Source organism: Sulfurovum sp. (genome assembly GCF_036568385.1).
Lineage (GTDB): Bacteria > Campylobacterota > Campylobacteria > Campylobacterales > Sulfurovaceae > Sulfurovum.
In genome coordinates this window covers 1-18,081 of sequence record NZ_DATCSP010000036.1, presented here as the reverse complement: position 1 = coordinate 18,081, position 18,081 = coordinate 1, and the positions used below count along the sequence as shown (strand labels likewise).

Annotated in this window: 21 protein-coding genes; 18 read left to right on the top strand and 3 right to left on the bottom strand. The window is 43.9% G+C overall.

All coding sequences use genetic code 11. From position 1 onward, the window contains the following. Positions 1-13: 13 nt before the first annotated feature. The 7 genes from atpA to VIM88_RS03960 are packed head-to-tail and all read left to right on the top strand — an operon-like array spanning position 14 to position 6,076. Positions 14-1,528: a F0F1 ATP synthase subunit alpha gene (gene atpA / locus VIM88_RS03990; protein WP_331861592.1), complete on the top strand. Its 1,515-nt coding sequence runs from the start codon at positions 14-16 to the stop codon at positions 1,526-1,528. Between the two features lie 12 nt (positions 1,529-1,540). Further along, positions 1,541-2,428: an ATP synthase F1 subunit gamma gene (gene atpG, locus VIM88_RS03985; protein ID WP_331861591.1), complete on the top strand. Its 888-nt coding sequence runs from the start codon at positions 1,541-1,543 to the stop codon at positions 2,426-2,428. A gap of 14 nt (positions 2,429-2,442) precedes the next feature. Then, on the top strand, positions 2,443-3,843 hold the full coding sequence (gene atpD / locus VIM88_RS03980) for a F0F1 ATP synthase subunit beta (protein WP_331861590.1): 1,401 nt from the start codon (positions 2,443-2,445) through the stop codon (positions 3,841-3,843). A gap of 29 nt (positions 3,844-3,872) precedes the next feature. Next, positions 3,873-4,259, top strand: coding sequence for an ATP synthase F1 subunit epsilon (gene atpC, locus VIM88_RS03975; RefSeq protein ID WP_331861589.1), 387 nt, complete (start codon positions 3,873-3,875; stop codon positions 4,257-4,259). Between the two features lies 1 nt (position 4,260). Beyond that, a complete protein-coding gene (locus VIM88_RS03970; RefSeq protein WP_331861588.1) occupies positions 4,261-4,836 on the top strand; it encodes a MotA/TolQ/ExbB proton channel family protein in 576 nt (191 codons plus the stop codon). A gap of 2 nt (positions 4,837-4,838) precedes the next feature. Then, the gene (locus VIM88_RS03965; RefSeq protein ID WP_331861587.1) at positions 4,839-5,225 is read left to right on the top strand and encodes a biopolymer transporter ExbD; all 387 of its coding nucleotides are present in this window, start codon (positions 4,839-4,841) and stop codon (positions 5,223-5,225) included. Then, positions 5,222-6,076 carry a TonB C-terminal domain-containing protein gene (locus VIM88_RS03960; protein WP_331861586.1) on the top strand — a complete coding sequence of 285 codons (855 nt, stop codon included), beginning with the start codon at positions 5,222-5,224 and terminating at the stop codon, positions 6,074-6,076. Before VIM88_RS03965 ends, VIM88_RS03960 begins: the two co-directional genes overlap by 4 nt. An 82-nt stretch (positions 6,077-6,158) precedes the next feature. Here VIM88_RS03960 and amrA read toward each other — a convergent pair whose 3' ends face one another. Then, a complete protein-coding gene (gene amrA, locus VIM88_RS03955) occupies positions 6,159-6,716 on the bottom strand; it encodes an AmmeMemoRadiSam system protein A (protein WP_331861585.1) in 558 nt (185 codons plus the stop codon). 156 nt (positions 6,717-6,872) lie between these two features. Here amrA and tolB point away from each other — a divergent pair, with 156 nt between their 5' ends. The 4 genes from tolB (at position 6,873) to VIM88_RS03935 (ending at position 10,099) form a co-directional block, all read left to right on the top strand. Further along, on the top strand, positions 6,873-8,096 hold the full coding sequence (tolB, locus tag VIM88_RS03950; protein ID WP_331861584.1) for a Tol-Pal system protein TolB: 1,224 nt from the start codon (positions 6,873-6,875) through the stop codon (positions 8,094-8,096). A gap of 69 nt (positions 8,097-8,165) precedes the next feature. Further along, positions 8,166-8,678 (top strand): OmpA family protein, encoded by a 513-nt coding sequence (locus VIM88_RS03945; protein ID WP_331861583.1) that lies wholly within the window; start codon positions 8,166-8,168, stop codon positions 8,676-8,678. Between the two features lie 7 nt (positions 8,679-8,685). Further along, the gene (locus VIM88_RS03940) at positions 8,686-9,510 is read left to right on the top strand and encodes a hypothetical protein (RefSeq protein WP_331861582.1); all 825 of its coding nucleotides are present in this window, start codon (positions 8,686-8,688) and stop codon (positions 9,508-9,510) included. Positions 9,511-9,523: 13 nt separating this feature from the next. After that, a complete protein-coding gene (locus VIM88_RS03935; RefSeq protein WP_331861581.1) occupies positions 9,524-10,099 on the top strand; it encodes a L,D-transpeptidase in 576 nt (191 codons plus the stop codon). 16 nt (positions 10,100-10,115) lie between these two features. On the opposite strand, the gene VIM88_RS03930 is transcribed toward VIM88_RS03935, so the two are convergent. Beyond that, positions 10,116-10,874, bottom strand: coding sequence for a pyrroline-5-carboxylate reductase (locus tag VIM88_RS03930; RefSeq protein ID WP_331861580.1), 759 nt, complete (start codon positions 10,872-10,874; stop codon positions 10,116-10,118). Between the two features lie 149 nt (positions 10,875-11,023). On the opposite strand from VIM88_RS03930, the gene VIM88_RS03925 reads away from it, so the two are divergent. From VIM88_RS03925 to VIM88_RS03915, 3 genes are all read left to right on the top strand, one after another. Further along, a complete protein-coding gene (locus tag VIM88_RS03925; protein ID WP_331861579.1) occupies positions 11,024-12,256 on the top strand; it encodes a glutamate-5-semialdehyde dehydrogenase in 1,233 nt (410 codons plus the stop codon). A 73-nt stretch (positions 12,257-12,329) separates the two neighbouring features. After that, positions 12,330-12,842: a peptidylprolyl isomerase gene (locus VIM88_RS03920; protein ID WP_331861578.1), complete on the top strand. Its 513-nt coding sequence runs from the start codon at positions 12,330-12,332 to the stop codon at positions 12,840-12,842. Positions 12,843-13,070: 228 nt separating this feature from the next. Beyond that, entirely contained in the window at positions 13,071-14,369 is a 1,299-nt protein-coding gene (locus tag VIM88_RS03915; RefSeq protein ID WP_331861577.1) for a hypothetical protein, read from the top strand. Positions 14,370-14,382: 13 nt separating this feature from the next. Here the strand turns inward: VIM88_RS03915 and rd are convergent, their stop codons facing one another. Further along, on the bottom strand, positions 14,383-14,553 hold the full coding sequence (gene rd / locus VIM88_RS03910; protein WP_331861576.1) for a rubredoxin: 171 nt from the start codon (positions 14,551-14,553) through the stop codon (positions 14,383-14,385). Between the two features lie 91 nt (positions 14,554-14,644). On the opposite strand from rd, the gene fabD reads away from it, so the two are divergent. From fabD to VIM88_RS03890, 4 genes are all read left to right on the top strand, one after another. Beyond that, complete coding sequence (gene fabD / locus VIM88_RS03905; RefSeq protein WP_331861575.1) at positions 14,645-15,589, top strand: ACP S-malonyltransferase; 945 nt, start codon at positions 14,645-14,647, stop codon at positions 15,587-15,589. Positions 15,590-15,622: 33 nt separating this feature from the next. After that, positions 15,623-16,324 carry a 5'-methylthioadenosine/adenosylhomocysteine nucleosidase gene (locus VIM88_RS03900; protein ID WP_331861574.1) on the top strand — a complete coding sequence of 234 codons (702 nt, stop codon included), beginning with the start codon at positions 15,623-15,625 and terminating at the stop codon, positions 16,322-16,324. Then, the gene (locus VIM88_RS03895; RefSeq protein WP_331861573.1) at positions 16,314-17,123 is read left to right on the top strand and encodes a tRNA lysidine(34) synthetase; all 810 of its coding nucleotides are present in this window, start codon (positions 16,314-16,316) and stop codon (positions 17,121-17,123) included. Before VIM88_RS03900 ends, VIM88_RS03895 begins: the two co-directional genes overlap by 11 nt. A 20-nt stretch (positions 17,124-17,143) precedes the next feature. Next, positions 17,144-18,081 (top strand): RluA family pseudouridine synthase (locus VIM88_RS03890; protein ID WP_331861572.1); only part of this gene is annotated, 938 nt, incomplete at its 3' end.

The window sequence follows — 18,081 nt, the reverse complement described above, 5'->3', positions numbered from 1 at the left end:
GAAAGGAGTATCAGTGGCAGTTAAATTGCAAGCAGATGAGATAAGTTCGATCATCAAAGAAAGAATTGAGAATTTTGAAATTGATGTTGACATCAATGAAATAGGAAAAGTAGTAGGTATCGCAGACGGTATTTCAACAGTATATGGTCTTAACAATGTTATGGCTGGTGAAGTTGTAGAGTTTGATAATGGTGCTAGAGGATTGGTATTGAACCTTGAAGAGGCTAACGTTGGTGTTGTTGTTCTTGGTTCAAGTGCAGGTATCAAAGAAGGTATGAGCGTAAAAAGAGCTGGAGAACTTCTTAAAACACCAGTTGGTGACGGTTTGATGGGTAGAGTAGTTAACCCACTTGGTGAGCCGATCGACGGTAAAGGTGGAATTGAAGCAGCTGAGCACAGATTTATCGAAGAGAAAGCTCCAGGGATCATGGCAAGAAAATCTGTTCATGAGCCACTTCAAACAGGTATTAAAGCAATCGATGCACTTGTACCGGTTGGTAGAGGACAAAGAGAGCTTATCATTGGTGATAGACAAACAGGTAAAACAACATTGGCGATCGATACGATCATCAACCAAAAAGGTCAAGATGTTGTATGTATCTATGTAGCGATCGGTCAGAAACAATCTACAGTTGCTGCAACAGTGAAAAAACTTGAAGAGCATGGTGCTATGGATTACACTATCATTGTTTCTGCAAGTGCAGCTGAATCTTCAGCGCTTCAATTCCTTGCTCCATATGCAGGTGTTACAATGGCTGAATACTTCAGAGATAACGGTAGACATGCGGTTATCTTCTATGATGACCTTTCTAAGCATGCAGTTGCATATAGAGAGATGTCATTGATCCTTAGAAGACCTCCAGGTCGTGAAGCATATCCGGGAGATGTTTTCTACCTACACTCAAGACTTCTTGAGAGAGCGGCTAAGCTTTCTGATGAGAATGGTGCAGGTTCAATTACTGCATTCCCAGTGATTGAAACACAAGCAGGTGACGTTGCGGCATATATCCCGACAAACGTTATTTCTATTACTGATGGTCAGATCTTCCTAGAAACTGACTTATTCAACTCAGGTATCAGACCGGCGATCAACGTAGGTCTTTCTGTATCTAGAGTTGGTGGTGCTGCACAGATCAAAGCAACAAAGCAGGTTTCTGGTACATTGAGACTTGACCTTGCTTCATTTAGAGAACTTAAAGCGTTCGCACAATTTGCATCTGATCTTGATGACCATACAAGAGGTCTACTTGAGCGTGGACAAAGAATGGTTGAAGTTCTTAAGCAAGGGCCTTATCAGCCGGTTCCAATTGAGAAGCAGGTTGTAATTATCTTCGCTGGAGCAAATGGATACCTTGATGATATTGCTGCATCTTCAGTAACGAAGTTTGAAGCAGACCTTATGCCGTTCATGGAAGCAAAATATGCAAATATTTTAGATGCGATCAGAAATGAGAAGAAGATCTCTGACGATACGGATGGAGAACTACGTAAAGCTATCGAAGATTTCAAAGCTTCTTTTGCTGGATAAGAAAGGCTTAAAATGGCTAATTTAAAAGAGATTAAGCGTAAGATAGGGAGTGTTAAAAACACACAAAAGACCACTAACGCTATGAAGCTTGTTTCTTCTGCTAAATTAAAAAGAACGGAAGAACTTGCTAAAAGATCTAAGGTATATGCAGCTAAATTGACCGAGCTTTTAAACGAGATCGCTCAAAAGATGCAGAATACCAATGCAAACGGTATAGATAATATCTATTTTCATGCTGGTGAAAATCCTGAAAAAGTAGATATTGTATTTATTACTGCAGATAAAGGTCTTTGTGGTGGTTTTAACTCACAAACGATTAAAAGAGTAAATAAATTGATCGCAGGGTACCAGGCACAGAATGTGAAGGTACGTCTAAGAGCGGTAGGTAGAAAAGGTATTGATTATTTTAAATTCAACAATGTTGATTTGAATGATGAGATAATCGGACTCTCTTCTGCACCTGACTTTAAGACAGCTGCAGATTTTATCTCTGAAGTGGCTGAATCATATGTGAATGGTGAAACAGATAAGATCATCCTGGTTCATAACGGATATGTGAATATGATCACTCAGGAAATGAAAGTGGATCAGGTTCTACCGGTAGATCCATCAAAACTTGAACTCAACACTGTTTCTACTTCAGAACTTGAAGTAGAACCTGATGAGGATGATACACTGCTTAATGCATTGGTGAAGCGTTACATTGAGTATACAATGTATTATTCGCTTATTGATTCATTGGCAGCTGAACACTCAGCGCGTATGCAGGCAATGGATGCAGCGACAAGCAATGCAAAGCAGATGGTAAAGAACCTTACTGTGAAGTATAACAAAGCAAGACAAGAAGCAATTACTACTGAACTTATCGAGATCATCAGTGGTATGGAATCAATGAAATAAATAGAGGAGAAGTAATGACAGGTAAAATAGTACAAGTCTTAGGTCCAGTAATCGATGTGGATTTTACAGACTATCTACCGGAGATCAATGAAGCATTAGAAACAACGTTCATGATCGATGGTAAAGAGCAGAAATTGGTTTTAGAAGTAGCAGCACAACTAGGTGATAACAGAGTTAGAACAATTGCTATGGATATGAGTGAAGGTTGTGTTAGAGGTCAAGAAGTTAGAGCAACTGGTGACTCTATCAAAGTACCTGTTGGTGAAGAAGTTCTTGGACGTATCTTCAACGTTATCGGTGATCCTATCGATGATGCAGGTGAAGTAAATGCAAAACAATACTGGTCGATCCACAGAGCTCCACCGGCATTCGAAGACCAAAGTACAAAAACAGAAGTATTTGAAACAGGTATCAAAGTTGTTGACCTTCTTGCTCCGTATAACAAAGGTGGTAAAGTTGGACTATTCGGTGGTGCTGGTGTTGGTAAAACCGTTATTATTATGGAACTTATCAACAACGTTGCAATGAAGCACAGCGGTTACTCTGTATTTGCAGGTGTTGGTGAAAGAACACGTGAAGGTAACGACCTTTACTTCGAAATGAAAGAGTCAAACGTACTTGACAAAGTTGCACTGTGCTACGGTCAAATGAGTGAGCCTCCTGGAGCACGTAACCGTATCGCTCTTACTGGTCTTACTATGGCTGAGTACTTTAGAGATGAGATGGGTCTTGATGTATTGATGTTCATCGATAACATCTTTAGATTTGCTCAATCAGGTTCAGAGATGTCTGCACTTCTTGGTCGTATCCCTTCAGCGGTTGGTTATCAGCCGACACTTAGCAGAGAGATGGGTGCACTTCAAGAGAGAATTACATCAACAACTAAAGGTTCTATTACTTCTGTTCAGGCAGTATACGTACCTGCGGATGACTTGACTGACCCGGCTCCGGCATCTGTATTTGCTCACTTGGATGCAACAACAGTACTTAACAGATCTATTGCTGAAAAAGGTATCTATCCTGCGGTTGACCCATTGGATTCAACTTCAAGAATGCTTGATCCGCAGATCGTTGGTGAAGATCACTACAACATCGCTAGAGGTGTTCAGCAGATTCTTCAAAAATATAAAGATCTTCAAGATATCATTGCGATCCTTGGTATGGATGAGCTTTCTGAAGATGACAAACTTGTGGTTGAAAGAGCTAGAAAAATTGAAAAATATCTTTCTCAGCCGTTCCACGTTGCTGAAGTATTTACAGGTTCTCCAGGTGTATATGTTACACTTGAAGATACACTGGAAGGATTCAAAGGTCTTATCGAAGGTAAATATGACCATATGAATGAAGCTGCGTTCTACATGGTAGGTAACATGGCTGAAGCTATTGCTAAAAACGATAAGATTAACGCTAAGTAATCTTAGTTCTTGTCTTATAAAGGATAATTATGGAACTTATGAAGCTAGAGATCATCACACCGAACGGTGTGATATTTGACGCTGAAGTGAAACAAGTAACATTACCGGGAGCAGAGGGTGAATTTGGTGTTCTAGCTAAACATGCTACTCTGGTATCACTACTTGATACGGGTGTTATTGTGATCGATAAAGCTGATGGAAGTGAAGTGGCCGTAGCGATCAACTCCGGCTATGTGAAGGTCGATGAAGAAAAAACCACCTGTATCGTAGATGGTGCAGTAGCACTTTCAGGCGCGGACAGTGATCTTGCAAAAGCATTGGAAGCAGCAAAAGAGTTACTGAAGAGTGCAGAAGCCTCTAACACGGCTATTGCTTCTGCTGTAAGCAAAATAGAACAAATCGGAAAGTCTTTCTAACGTGGGCTCTCTTACTACTTATTTCTTTGAAAGCAGTGCAATTACCATTTTTGTACTGCTGCTGCTTTCAGCCTATTTCATCGCTACATTCTGGGTATTCTTCGATAGATTTTACGTCTTGAACGCACGTATCGCCTCGGAAATGAAATCACTTAAAGCACTCTACACAGGTCAGTCAAAATCAGTGGCGAGCAATTCACTCATTTTTACTTATCTCTCTCGTGTGAACAGACCGAACAAAGCGATACTTGAAGCAGCATCCTCTGATGCGATCCGTGCATCTACCAAGGGGCTTACCTGGCTCTCTATCATCGCATCTACTTCCCCCTTTATCGGACTTTTCGGTACGGTGGTAGGGATACTTGAAACCTTTACGCAGCTGGGATCACAGTCCAGTGCCTCCCTGTCAGTGGTCGCACCGGCCATTTCCGAAGCGCTTGTCGCTACAGCAGCAGGTATCTGTGTCGCAATATTCGCCTATACCTTTCACCTGATATTAAAGCGTAAGGCGTACGAACTCAGTTCGCTGCTCTCTTCTCAGTCAGAAGTGATCCTGTCTCAGGTCAGTGAGGACTGATCATGTTTGGTTGGGATGACAGTCCAGACTTGAACATTACACCTTTGGTGGATGTGATGCTGGTGTTGATGGCCATTCTTATGGTGACTGCGCCTACGATCACGTTTCAAGAGCAGATCACACTGCCTCAGGGCTCTAAAACAGTCAAGGTCGAAAAGCCAAAAACGCTCACGATACGTATGGATAAAGATCAAAAGATCTATCTGGGTAAAGACACCTATGCCTTAGATACCTTCGCAGACGACTTTGTCAACCGATCGGTAAAGTTTGATAAGAATACGGAAGTCTACATACGTGCAGATGAGACCCTGACCTATAAAAACGTGATGTATCTGCTTAAAAGTGTCAAAGCAGCAGGTTTTGAGAAGGTCTCACTCATAACATTATGATTAAGAAGCCATCTACAGTTATTTCAGGAGTACTGGCTTTTGGTGTCTACCTTGCTGTCATCACGCTACTGCTTTTTTATTTTAATTTCCGTGACGAGAAGAAAGCTGTGCATTATGTCAAAAAGAATGAAGAACGTATACGCGTTACCATGAGCGCACCCACACAAAAGAAAGAGCCTAAAAAAGAGGTAAAAAAGGCTGAAAAGCCCAAGCCTGCACCAAAACCAAAACCAAAACCTGAACCGAAAAAAGTTGTCAAACCAAAGCCTGAACCAAAGCCGAAAAAAGTTGTCAAAGAGAAAGTGGTTGAGAAAAAACCGGTTGAGAAAAAGGTCATTAAAGAAAAAGTGGTCAAAAAAGTCACACCGCCTAAAAAAACAGAAGATGTGAACAGAACAAAACCCAAAATAGTCAACAAACCAAAGGATCTTTTTGCCAATGTCTCTTCAAAGAAGGTAGAAAAACCTAAAGAGACGCCTAAGCCAACCAAACCAGCGACGGAGCCTCAAAAAACGGTCCAGGAGAAAGCAAGTGCAACGGCATTGCTCTTTGATTCGTTGAAACAACAAAAAAGCAGCGATCAAGGCATCGAGAACGCCTATCTTGCTTTGATAGAAGAGAAGCTCAGAGGCTGGCCGGCACAGAGCGATTATGCGGGAGAGAAGGCAAAAGTCTGGATCAAGGTAGAACCTAGCGGATCTTTTGAATTTAGAGTGATCACTGCATCAGGGAACGAAGCATTCAACGAAGATTTGGAGGCCTATCTGACGCAGCTGCAAAAAATAGGTTTTGGTCCGCATAAAGCGAACAGGGCTTATCAGCTGAATGTAGAGTTTGTCGCGAAAGAGTAGACATACTCTATGGACCAAAGCAGAGCCCCTCAAAGCTCTGCCCCATTCAAGGTGTCAAACATTCAAATCTATACGGATGGTCTCAGCCGTTTTCTTTATATTTCTTTACGGTATACCTCGAGATCTCCGGATGCTCTGAAAGACACGCTCTGTCTAGATCGGCTTTTAGGCAGAGGCTGGAGAAAAAATCATCAAAATGAGGCAGCTGCTCCCAGACCTGGGGCAGGTAGGTAGCCTGTCTGCCGTGATGCTTCAGCACAATCCCGTCCTGAAAAGGGACAATTTTACGTTTAAGGTCTTCCACATCATCATACGCTACCGGTTCAGGCTCAGAGAGGATAGAGACTTCCAGCGTGATCTGCGAAAGTTCTTCCAATGCGAGCGGTCGAAATCTCGGATCATGCAAGGCTGCTGCCTGTGCATTGGAGATAATGTCCTGATAGAGCGGGCGTGTGGCATGCAGTGAACCTATGCATCCCCGTAGCTGTTCACCCGGTTTTTTGTTAATGGTGACAAAGGCAGCACCATTTTCTTTGAGCGCAGGATAGGTTTGCAAAGCATGTTCCAGATCAAAATCCTCAGGTTGATCCAACGCAGCCAAAATAGCCGCTCTGGCCAACGCTGTAACGATATCATTCATTGTAGACTCCTTTGTTTCATTTTAGCATAAATTGAATCATCACAAAAGCCTTTTGAATTTTAATATTTATTAATGAATACCTTGATACAATACATACTTAACCAACAAAAAAAGCGAGGTAGACTTTTGAGACGATTAATATTAGCAGTAGTATCAATGACCTTGTTTGCATTAAATCTTTTTGGTGTAGATGCCACACTGAAGATAGAAAAAGATGTGGAACAGCGTACGCGCATAGCCATGGTGGATGGCTCATCGGAACAGAACGGTAAAGTATTTGACATTTTCCTTTCGGACCTTAAGATCTCAGGCCACTTTTTACCGGACAGCACACACCATCAGGGGGATCTCTCTTCCAACTATATAGTGCCGGCACTTAAAAGCCAGGAGTATGTGCTGAAATATACCATGAACCAAGGGGTCGGTAGCAAACTTTTAGTACGTCTATTAAAGGCTTCTGACGGTGCACAGATATTTAAAAAAAGTTATGCCATACCCAAAAAAGACAAGATGCCATTTTTGATACATAAGGCGGTCAGCGACATAAACGATGTCTTAAAATACCCAAGTATCTCCTGGATCAACAGGTATGTCGCCTATGCGGTGTATACAGAGCCAGGACGCAGTGAGATACGTTTGGCTGACTATACCTTCACCTATAAAAAAACGATCATCCGTGGAGGTTTGAACCTTTTCCCAAAATGGGCAGACCCGGCACAGAGAAGTCTCTATTATACTTCCTATAAAGATACACTTCCGACGCTTTACAAGCTTAACATCTATAACGGAAGCAAAACAAAGATAGCCAGTTCTGAAGGAATGATGGTATGTTCAGATGTCAGCAAGGACGGTTCAAAACTTTTACTTACCATGGCCCCTGAAGGTCATGCAGATATCTATGAACTTGACCTGGCATCACAAACGAAAAAAAGAGTGACCAGGTTCAAAGGGATAGATGTGAACGGCAGATATGTAGATGATGAGAGTCGTATCATTTTTGTCTCTAACAGGTTAGGGTATGCCAATGTATTTAAAAAGTCTATCAACAGTGCAGCAACTTCTCAGGTGGTATATCACGGGCGTAATAACAATGCCTGTGATGCCCATGGCGATAAAATAGTCTATACCAGCAGAGAGAGCAACAAAGCATTTGGAGATAATACCTTTAATCTTTATCTGACCTCTTCCGGAAGTTCAGATACGAGACCGATCACAACAACGGGTACCAACCAATTCCCACGCTTTTCCTCAGATGGATCAGTGATACTCTTTTTAAAACAGAGCGGTCACCGTTCCTCTATAGGATATACCAACCTTACGAGTTATCAAAGTCTACTTTTCCCGTTCAACGACAGAAAAGTACAATCCATTGACTGGTAACAGGTTTTTCCCGGGAGATCATTCCATGACGACCCGGATCACATTTGAATTAAAAAAAAAGGATATAAAATGACACATACACTACTTATCGCAACAGCAGCACTTTCACTGTTTTTGAGCGGCTGTGCACAGCCTGCACCGGATTCGATCGGAAAACACAATGTTTCGGATGCAAACCATATCGAAGGTGATACGGTCAGTATCGATGAGAACGGTTTTGGAGATGGTACTGGAGCTTACAATAGCAGCAGCGACGGATTTAAAAGTATTTATTTTGCTTTTGCAGATTACGGGATCGCATCAAATATGCAAGAGAACATGAATCACAATACAGGCGTGGCCATGTCAGCCTCTTCAAAAATAAAAATAGAAGGGAACTGTGACGAGTTCGGTACGGATGAATATAATTATGCTTTAGGACTGAAACGTGCCAAAGCGGTACAAGATAGTCTTTCTGCACAAGGTATAGATCCAGATAAAACGATGTTGGTAAGTTTTGGTGAGAGTAATGCAGTATGTACCGAAGCATCTGAAGATTGTTATCAAAGAAACAGAAGAGTTGACATCCGTTTAGTCAAGTAGGGTAGAGATGAAAAATATAGTGAGTAAGGTAGGCAGACAGGGAATATGGATACTGCTCGTTGGTACCATCCAGCTGCACGCCGAACCTTCCGTATATGGGTTTGGAAGTGATGAGAGTACCGACACCCCACAAATGCCCATGAGCAGTAACAGAACGACCGCTTCCTTGCAGCAGCAGATAGTACAGCAAGCAGAGCGGATCGATGGATTGACGACGGTGATAGAAGGCTTGAGTGCATCGATCCATGAACTGCAGCAATCCAGAGCAGCCCAACCTGCATCTTTTGGTGATGCAGAGGTTCCTGAGAGTGACCTGCTGAAGAAGTTGGCGGCGATGATAGATGAGATCAATGCCAACTATGTAAGCAAAGCAGAACTGCAAGAGGCATTGGGGCAAAAGAGTACAGGGAAAAAACCAGAAACGACCCCCGTCACAAAAGTGGCTGAAGACCAAAGCAGCGTTGAGGGTAAAAGCAATGATACGCTCTATAGCGAAGGTGTGAGATTCTTTGTAAAGCAGCGTTATGATGAAGCGGAAAAAAGATTTACGATCACAGACAGAAAAGGCTACAAACCTGCGGCTTCAAACTATTATTTGGGTGAGATCGCCTATTATACAAAAAAGTATGAAGATGCGATCTTCTATTTCAAGAAGAGTGCCGGACTTTATGACAAGGCTTCCTATATAGATACACTGCTGCTTCACACAGCGATATCACTGGAAAACACCGGAGACAAAGGCCAGGCAAGAATATTCTATGAGAATATCATAGAGAACTATGCAGGCAAAAAAACGGCGAAGATCGCTCAGGATAGGTTGAAAAAACTTTAGGGTAACACTATACATGTTCAGAACACTTTTGATAGTCGCATCGCTTTTTTACACGGCAGAGGCAGAGGAGAATACCGGGCCCTTGGCACCTAAAGGTACAGAGACGATGCCTCTATCCAAAACGGTCTTTACATTGTTCAAGAAGGATAAAGAAGAGATCGTCGATCTCAGCGGACAGAACTTTATCGTGGTCTCTGTACGCGAACCCGGAAGTGATGGACGTTTTTATGCGGTGGACCGTGACGGTACTGTATGGTGGAGCGGTCCAGTGACCTCCGGGGCTCCGGAGTATAGAAGTCCGTCCGGTATTTTTACGATCTTCCTCAAAAAGCGTTATCATATGTCGAGGGCGTATCCTGATGAGAGCGGAGTCAATAATATGGATTATATGATGATGTTCACCAAGGCCGGTCATGCTTTACATAAAGGAAGTGTGGACTGGATGTCTCACGGGTGTATACATATCGATCCCAAAGATGTCCCGGTCATCTATCATTGGTCGGACTATCGGACAAAAGTGGTCGTTACGAGACACTCCTATATGCCTTTTGCGCGAGAGGACCTGGCCAGGATCTATGGTAAACAGTAAAGAGCCGGCAGCGCTGCTATAGCTCTTTTGCTCTTGTATACGCTTTTTCTATCGCATCTATAAATGCAGCTCTGACGTTTCCGTCTTCCAATGCACCGTATCCGGCAGCGGTGGTTCCGCCCGGGCTCATGACCCCGTCTTTAAGCAGGGCCGGATGTATCTCTTGGATCAATTCCCCAAAACCGCCGAACAATCCTCTCATGGCAGCCATGGCATGTTCTCTTTTCAGGCCTTGTTTCACGGCACCATCTGCCAGTGCTTCCGCAGCCAGTGCCAGGTACGCAGGACCCGAACCGGCCAAGGCGGTGGCGATGTCTATCTCTTTTTCGCTGTCAAGCCAAAGTGTATCGCCTATAGCGCCCAGGAGAGTCTGTGCTTCTTCTTTATAGGTCACTTCACCTGTCAGAGAGGTCAAGGACCTCCCAACGCTTGCGGCAAGGTTCGGCATGGTCCTTACGACGGCCTGGGTATTGAAGTTCTGTTTGAGTTTTTCCAGCGAAGTACCGGCAAGCACAGAGTAGAGCACTTTTGCCTCTCCTTTCAGTTTGGCACCTACCTCTTCCACATTGGCAGGCTTCACACAGAGGAGTATGGTCTTGTCTGTGATGTCAAAATCCTCAAGCAGGTATTTGTCTATGTTGAGTCCAAGTGCTTTTTCAAATGCTTCGAGTTTGCTCATATTTCTTCCGACCACTTCAATATTGTATTTTCCCTTGAGCCCTTTCGCAATGCTCAGTCCCATATTGCCGTTACCTACAAATGTAATTGTTTTCATGTTTACCCCTTTATTGATCTCGTTTCGTATACTATGAAGAAAGCACAAACGCTAATAGCATAGAAGGATCTTTTCACTGATGGGGAGGATTATAACATTATTAGTATTTATTTGTTACAATAGTCACAATTACACAAATAGGAATTATTATGGAAGCATTTTTAAAAGAAGCGAAAGCATCCAGTAGAATTTTGTCTACGGTGAGCGGAGCAGACAAGAACAGGATATTAAGAGAGATGGCAGCCGCCTTGCGTGCCAATACGGAGGAAATACTCAAGGCCAATGCCTTGGACATGGCGGATGCTGAAACCAATAACCTTGCAGCGTCACTCAAAGACAGACTTTTTCTGGATGCGGACCGTGTGGATGCGATGGCCGTTGCGATCGAAGAGATAGCCGCGCTTAAAGAACCTGTTGGGCGTGTGCTGGACGGCTGGATCACCGAAGAGGGACTGAAAATAGAGAAGGTCACTGTGCCTATAGGTGTGATAGGGATCATCTATGAGTCTCGTCCGAATGTCACATCAGATACCGCAGCACTGAGTTTCAAATCTTCCAACGTATGTGTGCTCAAAGGCGGTAAGGAAGCGCAGCATTCTAATGAAGCGATCGCGAAAGTCTTACAGGGGGTACTGAAAGCCAATGACCTTCCGGAGGCGCTGATCTCTCTCATCCCTGATGCTTCACGCGAGGGTGTAGCGAAGCTTATCAAGATGGACAAATATGTGGACCTGATCGTTCCACGCGGCGGAGAGGGGCTGATCCGTTATGTGAGTGAAAATGCTTCGGTACCTGTGGTCAAACATGACAAAGGCCAGTGCCATACCTATATAGACAAAGATGCGAATATACCTAATGCCATAGCGATCGCTGTCAATGCAAAAGTACAAAGACCGGGGGTATGTAATGCGATGGAGACCCTGCTTGTGGATGCCGCCATTGCAGAAGAGGTACTTCCCCAGCTCAAAGCAGCCTTCGACGATGCACACACAGAGCTCAAAGGGTGTGCCTTGACACAAAAGACCATTGATGTGGCGCCTGCAACAGATGAAGACTATGATACAGAGTATCTGGCCAATATCCTGAACATCAAAGTCGTAGAGGGTGTGAACGGTGCGATCGACCATATCGTTCGCTTTGGTTCAGGGCACTCAGAAGCGATCATTACGGAAAACATCACTACGGCCGAAACCTTTCTGAACGGGGTAGATGCAGCGGCAGTCTATGTGAACGCTTCTACGCGTTTTACGGACGGAGGGGCATTTGGATTTGGTGCGGAAGTAGGTATCAGTACCAATAAACTTCATGCACGCGGGCCTATGGGTATAGAAGGGTTGACAACCTATAAGTTCAAAATTTATGGCTCAGGACAAATAAGATAAAAGTTATCTCTTATATAAGGCTCAGTAAAGTTTGATTAGCTAGAATAACACAAATTTAACACTAGGAAATATTATGACAGTTACAAATGAAAATTGTGTGGTCGGCATAGAATACGAAGTAAAAGAAGCTGGTACAACACAAGTTGTAGACAGCAATAAAGGTGCCGCGCCACTTGAATTCATCATCGGAAAAGGTCAGATCATCCCAGGTCTTGAAAATGCACTGGTTGGTATGTCCCAAGGTGAGAGCGGAGACATTATGGTGTCTGCAGCAGATGCCTATGGTGAGGTAAACCCGGAAGCGGTACAGACACTTCCGATCGAGCAGTTTGCGGGTGTAGACCTTGTAGAAGGTATGACACTCTATGGTCAGGGTGAAAATGGTCAGCAAGTACAGGTGGTTGTAAAATCATTTGATGACAAAGAGGTCCAAGTAGACTTCAATCACCCAATGGCAGGTAAAGACCTGATGTTCTCTGTGACCGTAGTAAGTGCCAGAGAAGCGACTGCAGATGAAATCGCATCTGGCCAAGTAGGCGGACCTGCAAAAGAAGGAAGCTGTGGTACAGGATGTGGTTGCCACTAAGATCCCACAGGAGTCAGCAGGGATCTCCCCAATGACTCCACGTACATAGCAGATCGATGGTTAATAGCCTCACACTTTACATAGGTACCTGACAGGTATACACATCCACACATTTTTTCACATTTACATCTATTACATACGCATTAAAAGAGCATGAATCCTCAACCAAGGGATACTTTGTATGATATTTTGCTATGATACACCTTTAGGACTCAATGAAGGGATGGAATGAATAAGATAGAAAAACTCTTTGATATCAATATACTGTTGATGAGCTTGTTTTCATCCTTGGAATCAATAAAAGATGAAAAAAATATCGAACTGATATATGATATGGGTCTGACGATACCCAAAGAGCTAAGGGGCAATCCCGATGTGCTGCTTCGACTACTGAAAACAATATTGACGTTTGTGTTTGAACATACGGAGAAAAAAGAGATCGTACTCTCTCTGAGCGCACCTGAAGATTTTTTGTATGAAGAGCCCGTCTCTTTCAGGATCAGAGAGACAGATATCGCAAAAGACAAGATCCTTGAGTTTTTGGAAACCCATGTAAAACAAGACCTTGAAATACTTGACGGAAAGGTCGTGCATGGCAGTGAATGGGATATGCATCTGGATATACCTTTGATGGTCAATGAACTGGGCTTCAGACGTCATTACAGATTGCCTGATAATGACATGGTAGGAAAAAAGGTCTTACTGATCTGTGAGAGCGAAGAGGTAGCCCGTAGCATCAAGCATATGTTCGAATATTTTCTTTATCATGTGGACGTGGGACTGGAAGCATTTAAAAAAGGCGGCAATGATCTGACTCCGTACGATATCCTGATCGTAGAAGACAGTCTTAACACGGAGAAACTTGAACACAGCATTGCCAAGGTACAGCAAAACATACCTTTGAAGTATGTTTTACTTCAGGAGTCACATGCTGATGTGAACGACACACATATACACTGTGTTTCTACACATTTGATCAAACCTGTGACAGAAGAGAGTATCTATGAACTGATCCTGTCGCTTTTCAAGCATAGAGGCGCTCAACGCAAGGCAGGATCTTCTGATGAAAAGAACATTGTGGATCTCGAAAAAGCGCTTGAAGAGAGAAATGACAAGCAAACGGATGAAAAGAGCGAAAGCGAAGGCGACCTGCATACGATCATTGAAAGGCACAGGGTTGTCAAACTACCTGTCCTGGACAGGGAGATAGGAGAAGAAAACGCCAAAAACATGGGCTTGAAATACCCTGATGAATTGAGGAAGTTCTTAGATACTTTTGACCGTTCAGACCTCTATTTCAGGGAAATAGTGAATGAAAAAGCGATGAACAAGATCAAAGCCTTCTGTATCGACCTGGAAAAGCAGTCAAAGCTGATCGGTGCACAAAGTATGTTGAAATTTGCCGAGATCGTCAGTCTGATCTTCGTCTATAATAAACTGGATATACTCCCTATTTATCCGGGAAAATACCATATAGAACTACAAAATCTCATAGAAGAGATCAAGAAGGAACTGCATCTCAAGTAGGGACCTGAAGAGACTATACCTCTTTAAGTTCCTCAAAATCACTTTTGCTTGCGCCGCAGACAGGACAGACCCAGTCCTCAGGGATATCTTCAAAGGCAGTGCCTGGTTCGATACCTGAATCAGGGTCCCCTAATGCAGGGTCATAGATGTATTTGCAAACGGAACAAATATACTTTTTAGCCATGATAATCTCCTTTGTGTTCATGATCACTATCATATCATAATTTAAAGATGGTAAAATACCTACACTATTTTAATACTTTCAAAGGACACGTATGTCAATCAAATGTGCATTTTTATTTCCGGGGCAGGGTTCCCAGGCTGTCGGAATGGGTCAAGACTTTTTCAACAATGCTGATATCGCAAAACAGATGGTGGCCGATGCCAGCGCGAGAACAGGTATCGATTTTGAAAAGCTTCTTTTTGAAGAGAATGACGATCTGGAGAAAACAGAGTTTACGCAACCCGCTATTTTACTGGTGTCTGCGATCGCACATAAACTGTTTGAAAATGAAATGCCTATCAAGCCGGTGTTCGCACTGGGACATTCTTTGGGCGAGTTTTCCGCATTGGTTTCCGTAGGTGCGCTCGATGCGATCGATGCGGTGGAACTGGTAAATCTTCGCGGTAAACTGATGGCTGAAGCCTGTGCAGGGCAGGATGTCGGTATGATGGTATCTCTGGGGCTTGCAGATGACGTAGTGGAAGAGATCTGTGCTGCACAAAGAGAAGCGGGAATGAAAGTATGGCCTGTGAACTATAATGCCGAAGGACAGATCGTGATCGCCGGAGTCAAATCAGACCTTGAAGTGTTGGCACCCCTATTGAAAGAGGCCAAGGCAAAAAGAGCGATGCTTCTGAACATGTCCGTGGCAAGTCACTGTCCGCTGCTTGAATCAGCGACAGGTCCGCTTTCTGAAAAACTTCGTGAAATGTTGAAAGATGAGTTCATTGCACCGGTGATATCCAATGTAACGGCAAAGCCATATAGCACCAAAGCGGAAGCCCTGGACCTCCTGCCTAAACAACTGGTCTCCCCTGTACTCTACAAGCAGTCCATAGCAGATTTCGATGATTCTGTAGACTGTTATGTAGAGTTCGGGCATGGCGGGGTACTGAAAGGGCTGAACCGTAAGGCAACGACCAAGCCTCACTTTGTGGTCTCCGATATGGCATCACTTGAAACAGCATTGACGGAAATTGCTAAATTAAATGCATGACGAACAGGCATGAACCTACAAAAGGAGGTATCAATGGCGAATGGCAGAATAGCGATCATGGGTGCAATGCCCGAAGAGATAGAACCCGTTATCAATGCACTTGATAATGTACATACCATTGTCTATGGAGACAATAAATACTATGAAGGTACGTATCACGGCAAAGAGGTGGTAGTGGCCTATTCGAAGATCGGAAAAGTCTTCGCTACCTTGACCGCTACGACACTGATAGAAAAGTTCGGGTGTGACCTGCTTCTTTTTTCAGGTGTGGCAGGGGCTATCAACAGCAAGCTCAAGATCGGTGACCTCATTGTTGCAAACGGACTCTGCCAGCATGATCTGGACATTACCGCTTTCGGCCATCCTTTCGGATATGTGCCTGAAGGGAATGTATGTATTCCTACGGATGAAGGATTACGGCACATTGCCAAAGAGATAGCGCAGAAAAAAGGGCTGGCGCTCCAGGAAGGCCTCATCGCAACGGGAGATCAATTTGTAGCGGATCCGGAACGTAAAGAGTGGATCGCTGCTACCTTCAATGCAGATGCACTGGAGATGGAAGGTGCAAGTGTCGCCGTGGTCTGTAATGCGTTGAATGTACCTTTTTTCGTCTTGCGCGCCATCTCTGACAGTGCAGATATGGATGCAAGTTTTAATTTCGATGAGTTTCTGGAAAGTTCTGCAAAGATCTCTGCAGATTTCATCTTGAGCATGGTGGACGCCATTGAACGATAATCAAAGACGTACGGCTTCCAAAAGCATCCCTATCAGCAAAAAACTGCTGAAGCTGGTGGGAAAGACCAATGCAGAGTTCAAGCTTATAGGCGAGGGCGACAAGGTACTGGTCGGTCTGAGCGGCGGGAAAGACTCGCTGGCGCTTGTGCACCTGATGAAACACATACAGCGGCATGCACCTTTTCAGTTTGAATTTGAGGCGTGCACGGTGAAGTACGGTATGCCTGATGAACAGTATGCTTTTTTGGAAGCCCACTGCAAAGAGTATGATATCAAACATACGGTGTTCGACACCAATATCTTTGAGGTCTCGCATGATACGATACGGGAAAACTCTTCGTTCTGTTCGTACTTTTCGCGTATGAGAAGAGGGGCACTGTACAGTTTTGCCGAGGAGGGCGGTTTCACAAAAGTAGCACTGGGACATCATTTTGATGATACTGTGGAAAGCTTCTTTATGAATATGTTCTACAACGGGACGATGAGAGCATTGGCACCGATCTACAAGACGAGCAGGGGATTTCATCTGATACGTCCGCTGATACAGGTCAGAGAGACACAACTGCGTGCCTTTGCCGAGGACAACAACCTGCAAGTGATAGGAGATGAAGCCTGTCCTGCAATGTTGAAAGATGTGAAGATGCCGTATGCCAGAGCTTCGACCAAAGCGTGGCTGGGCGAACTCGAAAAAGAGAATAAGGATATCTTTAAGATGCTCAAAGCCTCTTTCAAACACATCCATGATGATACATTTCTTGATCCTAAGCGCTGGAACAGAGATGATATAGACGACATGTGATGAGAGGCATGTAAAGAAGGATGAGCCAAAAAGAGTATTTTGTGGTGAGCGAAGCAGGCAGGGTGGATAAGGTCCTTGCCTCCAAGCTTGAAGTCAGCCGGAACCAGGTTGAGAAACTGATACGTGACGGCCTGGTGGAAGTGAATGGAGAGTGCATTACCAGGACCAGCAGAAAGCTGGTGGTGGGAGATGAGGTCTCCTACAGGTTCAAAGAGGCTGAAAAACGGGAAGCAGTTCCTATTGATTTCGATGTAGAGATACTCTATGAGGATGCATATCTTTTGGTGGTCAACAAACCTGCCGGACTGGTTGTACATCCTGCTCCCTCTGTCAAAGAGCCTACACTGGTAGATTGGCTGGTCCATAAAGGTATCTCCCTTTCAACGATCAGCGGAGAAGAGCGTTACGGTATCGTGCACCGTATAGACAAAGAGACCACGGGTGCGCTGGTCGTGGCCAAAGACAACAAGGTCCATGAAGCCTTGAGTTCGCAGCTGCAGGACAAGAGTATGGGCCGCTACTATCTGGCACTGATCGATCATCCTCTCAAAGAGAATACCGTAGTCGATCAACCCATAGGCCGAAATCCTAAAAACAGGCTCAAAATGGCTGTGGTTCCGGAGGGAAGAACGGCCAAAACGGCTTTTGTAAAACTGCTTACGGGAAAAAACAATGTGGAACTCATAGCAGCGAAACTGTTTACAGGCAGAACCCATCAGATACGGGTACATTTGAATACCCTGGGACGGCATATTCTGGGGGATGATTTATACGGGTTTAAGAGCAAAAGAGATAAAATCTCGAGAGTGAATCTACATGCATATTTACTCTATCTGGTACACCCTGTAAGCGGTGAAAGAATGGAATTCATCGCCCCGCTTTTTCAAGATATGAAAGCGTATATATCTAAAAATTTTGATCAAGGTGAAGTAGATGAAAAAATCGATCCTCATACTCT

What these genes read in the sequence shown, in the direction of transcription:
- VIM88_RS03935 (WP_331861581.1), top strand. Translation starts at nt 9,524, where the DNA reads ATGTTCAGAACACTTTTGATAGTCGCATCGCTTTTTTACACGGCAGAG.
- amrA (WP_331861585.1), bottom strand. Translation starts at nt 6,716, where the DNA reads ATGAATGATATCGTTACAGCGTTGGCCAGAGCGGCTATTTTGGCTGCG.
- VIM88_RS03915 (WP_331861577.1), top strand. Translation starts at nt 13,071, where the DNA reads ATGAATAAGATAGAAAAACTCTTTGATATCAATATACTGTTGATGAGC.
- VIM88_RS03960 (WP_331861586.1), top strand. Translation starts at nt 5,222, where the DNA reads ATGATTAAGAAGCCATCTACAGTTATTTCAGGAGTACTGGCTTTTGGT.
- fabD (WP_331861575.1), top strand. Translation starts at nt 14,645, where the DNA reads ATGTCAATCAAATGTGCATTTTTATTTCCGGGGCAGGGTTCCCAGGCT.
- atpG (WP_331861591.1), top strand. Translation starts at nt 1,541, where the DNA reads ATGGCTAATTTAAAAGAGATTAAGCGTAAGATAGGGAGTGTTAAAAAC.
- atpC (WP_331861589.1), top strand. Translation starts at nt 3,873, where the DNA reads ATGGAACTTATGAAGCTAGAGATCATCACACCGAACGGTGTGATATTT.
- atpD (WP_331861590.1), top strand. Translation starts at nt 2,443, where the DNA reads ATGACAGGTAAAATAGTACAAGTCTTAGGTCCAGTAATCGATGTGGAT.
- VIM88_RS03945 (WP_331861583.1), top strand. Translation starts at nt 8,166, where the DNA reads ATGACACATACACTACTTATCGCAACAGCAGCACTTTCACTGTTTTTG.
- VIM88_RS03900 (WP_331861574.1), top strand. Translation starts at nt 15,623, where the DNA reads ATGGCGAATGGCAGAATAGCGATCATGGGTGCAATGCCCGAAGAGATA.
- VIM88_RS03920 (WP_331861578.1), top strand. Translation starts at nt 12,330, where the DNA reads ATGACAGTTACAAATGAAAATTGTGTGGTCGGCATAGAATACGAAGTA.
- VIM88_RS03925 (WP_331861579.1), top strand. Translation starts at nt 11,024, where the DNA reads ATGGAAGCATTTTTAAAAGAAGCGAAAGCATCCAGTAGAATTTTGTCT.
- rd (WP_331861576.1), bottom strand. Translation starts at nt 14,553, where the DNA reads ATGGCTAAAAAGTATATTTGTTCCGTTTGCAAATACATCTATGACCCT.
- VIM88_RS03940 (WP_331861582.1), top strand. Translation starts at nt 8,686, where the DNA reads ATGAAAAATATAGTGAGTAAGGTAGGCAGACAGGGAATATGGATACTG.
- VIM88_RS03930 (WP_331861580.1), bottom strand. Translation starts at nt 10,874, where the DNA reads ATGAAAACAATTACATTTGTAGGTAACGGCAATATGGGACTGAGCATT.
- VIM88_RS03965 (WP_331861587.1), top strand. Translation starts at nt 4,839, where the DNA reads ATGTTTGGTTGGGATGACAGTCCAGACTTGAACATTACACCTTTGGTG.
- tolB (WP_331861584.1), top strand. Translation starts at nt 6,873, where the DNA reads ATGACCTTGTTTGCATTAAATCTTTTTGGTGTAGATGCCACACTGAAG.